5 protein-coding genes and 2 pseudogenes are annotated in these 4,556 nt (G+C 60.8%); 1 reads left to right on the plus strand and 6 read right to left on the minus strand.

Annotation, left to right across the window (positions count from 1 at the left end; all coding sequences use genetic code 11):
* Positions 1-202: 202 nt before the first annotated feature.
* Together CJ028_RS13045 and CJ028_RS13050 are read right to left on the minus strand one after the other, a co-directional pair.
* Complete coding sequence (locus CJ028_RS13045; protein WP_105035681.1) at positions 203-688, minus strand: IS3 family transposase; 486 nt, start codon at positions 686-688, stop codon at positions 203-205.
* Positions 685-999: a transposase gene (locus CJ028_RS13050; RefSeq protein ID WP_161498982.1), complete on the minus strand. Its 315-nt coding sequence runs from the start codon at positions 997-999 to the stop codon at positions 685-687. The genes CJ028_RS13045 and CJ028_RS13050 overlap by 4 nt, the downstream gene beginning before the upstream one ends.
* A gap of 812 nt (positions 1,000-1,811) precedes the next feature.
* Between CJ028_RS13050 and CJ028_RS13055 the strand changes: the two are divergent.
* Positions 1,812-2,150: pseudogene (locus CJ028_RS13055) on the plus strand (arginase family protein); the annotation flags it as partial.
* Positions 2,151-2,765: 615 nt separating this feature from the next.
* On the opposite strand, the gene CJ028_RS21455 reads toward CJ028_RS13055, so the two are convergent.
* The 4 genes and pseudogenes from CJ028_RS21455 to CJ028_RS13070 all read right to left on the minus strand — a co-directional run.
* Positions 2,766-3,128 carry an ATP-binding protein gene (locus CJ028_RS21455; protein ID WP_240607259.1) on the minus strand — a complete coding sequence of 121 codons (363 nt, stop codon included), beginning with the start codon at positions 3,126-3,128 and terminating at the stop codon, positions 2,766-2,768.
* 33 nt (positions 3,129-3,161) lie between these two features.
* Positions 3,162-3,437, minus strand: a complete 276-nt coding sequence (locus tag CJ028_RS21460) for a hypothetical protein (RefSeq protein WP_240607260.1) — start codon at positions 3,435-3,437, stop codon at positions 3,162-3,164.
* Positions 3,434-4,192: a Mu transposase domain-containing protein gene (locus tag CJ028_RS13065; protein WP_129590487.1), complete on the minus strand. Its 759-nt coding sequence runs from the start codon at positions 4,190-4,192 to the stop codon at positions 3,434-3,436. Before CJ028_RS13065 ends, CJ028_RS21460 begins: the two co-directional genes overlap by 4 nt.
* Positions 4,193-4,445: 253 nt before the next feature.
* Positions 4,446-4,556, minus strand: a pseudogene (locus tag CJ028_RS13070) (IS982 family transposase); the annotation flags it as partial.

The following is a 4,556-nucleotide window of genomic DNA, read 5'->3' on the forward strand; positions in this document are numbered from 1 at the left end:
CTGGACACGATGAAAGTAACGCTGGTTGAGGCATTGCACTAAACCGAGAAAACTGCGGCCATCCCCAATAAACTTCTGGCGTCGGAACAGTTCCTCGGCTTAACGTCATCCTCGGCATAATCGCTGTGGAAGATGACGTGCGCCGGCCGTTCCCCGCGCAGGGTCATGGCCATCACGAGGGTGTCCTCGATCAGATCGGTCCTCATATGGGCGGCGATGGCCCGCCCATCACGCGGCGGCTGTGGGCGTCGATCACGGTCGGCAAGTACACCCACCCCTCCCAGGTCCTCAGGTAAGTGATGTCGCCGACCCAGACCTGGTCCAGAGCACCGGTGTCCCATTCGCGTTTGACCGCATCGACCGGGTAAGCGTCGGCGTGGTCAGTGATCGTGGTGGTCTTCCACTTCTTCGGACAGATGCCCACCAATCCGAGGCGTTGCATGGTCTTGGCGACAGTCTTGCGCGAGATGGTCTCCCCGTCGGCACGGAGGTCGGCGAGGATCCTCGGGGCTCCGTAGACCGCGTCGGAGTCGCCGTGAAACCACGCCACTTTCTGCTCGATGCCCTCCCGCCGAATCATGCGGTCCGACGGCTTCCAATCGAGCCAGACGTAAAAGCCCGATCTGGACACCTCGAGCAGGCGGACCATGCGGGTGATGGTGAAATCGGTCTTCTCCGCCAGAATCAATTCGAACGCTTTGCGCTCGTATCCGACGCTTCCTGGGCGAAGAAGATAGACGCTTTTTTTAGAAACGCCCGATCAAGCTTCAGGTCCGCGTTCTCTTTCCGCAACCGGAGCAACTCGGCCCGTTCAGACTCGGTGACTCCGGTCTCGCCGGTGTCGTTCCTGGCCTTGAACGCGCTCACCCACCGGCCCAGCGAGGCCTCGTTGATACCGAGCTCGCGGGCCACTGTCGCGACCGCCCTGCCAGTGTTGATCACCAGCTTCACGGCCTCGTCTTTGTACTCAGGAGTGAACTCCCTGCGTGTCTTTCCCATGTGAACATTCTCTCTTGTGAGGTGTCCACTAAACGGGGGCAGGGCCAGCGCGCCACTGTCTTTTGATGTCTTTTTGACCATTCCGGCCGGTCATGGTAGCTTCCTTCCGCGTCAGTGATACGAGCATCCAAGTCTGAACGACCAAGCCCTTAGCGGACGTTTCGTTCCAGTACTACTCAGACCCCGAATATCGGCGCCGGACCGTGTTTGTGAGTTGCGAGCAGTTAGCCGAATTGGTGGGACGGGACGAGGATTCTGGCCGACATCCGGGGCTGGTGAACCGGATCGCGCTGCACGTTGGTGCGCTGACATCCGGAACAGGTTAGGAGGTAATTCGGTAATGAGGGACGCTCGTCGTGAGCAGGATTCGGAGTAAGGGTCGCCTCCGAATGGCAGAAGGGGCACGAAATTTTCATGACAGGGAACTCCCTTTTCGATCATGTCCTTCACCTTGAATGAAGGCTCCTGGCGGGGCGACTCTCGGTCGCTGTGTGCGCTAAAATAGCAGTGCCTGCGGCGCGAAAGTAGTCGGCATAAATGAGGACTTGTGAGACCAACTGATGACGGCGCCGGCGCCTACGAATGCGGGGCCAGATCATGGCTAAGGCAAGATCGCCTCAGCGAAGAAACTTTTCGTCGACGGCACGCCCGCAGCCGACGTCAAGGACCTCGGCGTCTCGGTCCCAAGGTCACTAGAGGCCCACGAATACGGCCCGCAAGCCGGATGAAGCCGTGGCGGCCCCTGGAATCGCTGTGCGGCCGCTCTTTTCTTTTTTAGTCTGTCTGGACGGTCATCGTAGTTCGCTCCGTGCCGCTTGGGGTTCGCGATCATTTCAAGTAACGACCTCCAAGACGAAGGCCTGCCACGAGCCATCGAACGGATGCTTGCCCGGCTCGGCGACCGACCGGTGTACCTTTCCGTCGACATCGACGTCCTCGACCCGGCACACGCACCTGGAATCGGAACCCCGGAAGCCGCAGGCACGACGAGCCGTGAGCTTCTCGCGATGCTTCGCGCCTTGAGCGCGGTCAATCTGGTCGGCGCTGACGTCGTCGAGGTCGCCCCGGCATACGATCACGCTCAGCTGACCGCTGTCGCCGCGTCCCACGTGGCGTACGAAATTAACTCTGCCATGAGCCCCACCAATTAGGTCAACCCGCTCAACTGAGAGGACGAAGATGTATAGAACAACCACAACAGCTAAGACTCGCGATACCGTGATCGAGCAACGCTCCATCGACTAAAAACGCCCACGAACTCATGCACATGGGCATGCACGCCGAACTACTCGGCGTGCATGCCCATCGAGAGTCCGGATCACTGCCACACGCGAGAAAGCGTTTAGTCCCCCTCAACCGAAAGCAATCGATGCAACTCGATGCCACTCGAGATGGGTCGAGCACCTTTTGCGTAAACGCCCACAATAGGCAATATATTCGGAATAAACGTCGAATAAACGTTAACCGCATCAATCCCGTCGCGTCTCTGCTGACAGAAAATTCCTCATCAGCCAGATTTCCACAAACGGTGCGGGGACTCGAATCCAGGACCGAAGCGATATTCACTGGCGAGTAGCGTTTGATGGTAGCGCCAGTCCAGGTAGTTGGTAACAAAGTTCTGACGAGGTGGTAGCGGCCCGGGAGTGGTGCCCGGGCCGCCTTGGTGCTATTCCCAGTAGCCCTTCTGGGCGCGGGCCTGGTCGTTGCGCTGCTGGCGCATGTCGATCTGGCCGAGCTTGATGATGCGGGCGTTGTTGGCCAGGCGGTTAACGATCGAGTCCGCTGCGACTCGGTCGGGCAGCTCGGCGACCCAGTGCGCGGGTCCGGTCTGCGAGGCGCATCATCGTCGGGAGCCGGTGCTCGCGGTTGGCGAGGATCGCGAACAGATCGTTGCCAGCGTCGCTGTCGATGCCGACGGTGAGGAAGTCGTCGATGATGAGCAGGTCGACGTTCGATAGCTCGTTCAACAGTTTCTGGTGGGCGATGGCGTCGCCGCGAGCGATGACGAGCTTTCGGGCAAGGTCGTCCATCCGGTAGTAGAGCACCGAATGCTCACTCTCACAGGCGCCGATAGCTAGTGCGCAGGCGAGGTAGGTTTTCCCGCCGCCGGTGGGCGAAATGATCAGCAAGTTCGTCGCATCGGAGCGCCAGTCATGGGCGGCTTAGCGCCGCATTCTGACTTGGGTGATGCCGCGTCCCTCGCGATAGTCGACCTCGGCGACGGTGGCGCCCGGGATCGGGAACGCAGCCTGACGGATGAGCTTGTCGACCTTGTTGATGCGCCGGGACTCCAACGCGTCGTCGACCGCGGTGAGGAACAGCTGCTCGGGGGTGAGGGTGTCGTTGGCTTCGTCCTGGATGAGTTCCTCCAGCCGAGTCGCGACGTGGGTCACGCGCAGGGCCCGGAACTTGTCGTAATCAACGCTGGTGAACATCACTTGGCCTGCTCGTCGCGGGCATAGTGCGAGGCATCACGAACATAAACATCCGGCATGGTGTCGCGGAACACGACCATGCTGACGCGTTTGCGAGTGGAGGCCGCCGGGGCCATCGGCCGCGGCTTCCTCGCATCGCTGTCGATCGCGGCCATCAACCGTTTCAGCATCGAATAGGTCGGATGCGCGCTGCGGTTCACGAGCTCTTGGCAGGCCGCCTCTAGCCGTTCCCGGTTGTTTTTGCCGAGGCCGTCGAGGATGTTCTGGCAGGACAGGTAGCCCTGCGCTTCGATCGCCTGGCTGTCCAGGATCTGCTCGATCACGGTGACGGTGGCCGGTCCGACGCTGCGCGCCCGGTCGGTGAACCAGCGCCTGGACCACAGCCCATCGATATCGCGGTGCTGCGGCGGGACATGGTCCGGCAGGGTCGAGTACTGGCCTTTGCGGCCCGTCAGCCGAGGGTGTTCGCAGATGCTCTCGTGGCCATCGAAGACCGTCACCCGTGACGATGTCAGCCGAACCCGCAGCAGCTTGCCGGCCAGAGCGAACGGCACCGAATACCGTTGGGTGTCCGCGGTGACGTGGTAGTTCCGGGCCGCCTTCAGCTCCTTCCACTCGACGTCCTCGAACCCAACATCCGGCAACGGGCCCAGCGACTTTCGCTCCTCGCTGTCAAAGCGCTCCCACCGGGTGGTGTCGTCGGCGCGGCGGATGTCATGATTGATCTCCCGCACCCGTTCCTCGATCGCAGCATTCAACTCGCTCAGCGTCGTGAAGACGTCGTCCTCGAGTGTCTCAAAACCTCGGCCCATCTTGGTCGGTCTTGGAGCAATAAACGGTGAATAAACATGTGTGAGTCAAGTCTTCACGCGCCGTCGATACTTCCCGCGGGGAGTCCACTCAGAAGATTCTTCGTGAACCGCGCAATGTCGTTCTGGAGGCCGGCGTAGGCCTGCTCAACCGGGTTCTCTGAACTGGCAAAAGACTCCACGGCCTCTAGATGAGTGAGTCCTAATGGTCGTAGGCGATGAGGGATCGTTTGTTGGGAGTTCCGAGGAGCCAGTTGTGCCAGATTCCGGCGGCGAGGGCGAGTAGGCGGCCGGCGACGCGGGAGTAGACGCC

Origin of the sequence: Cryobacterium aureum (assembly GCF_002954245.1) — a bacterium.
Taxonomy (GTDB): Bacteria; Actinomycetota; Actinomycetes; order Actinomycetales; family Microbacteriaceae; genus Cryobacterium; species Cryobacterium aureum.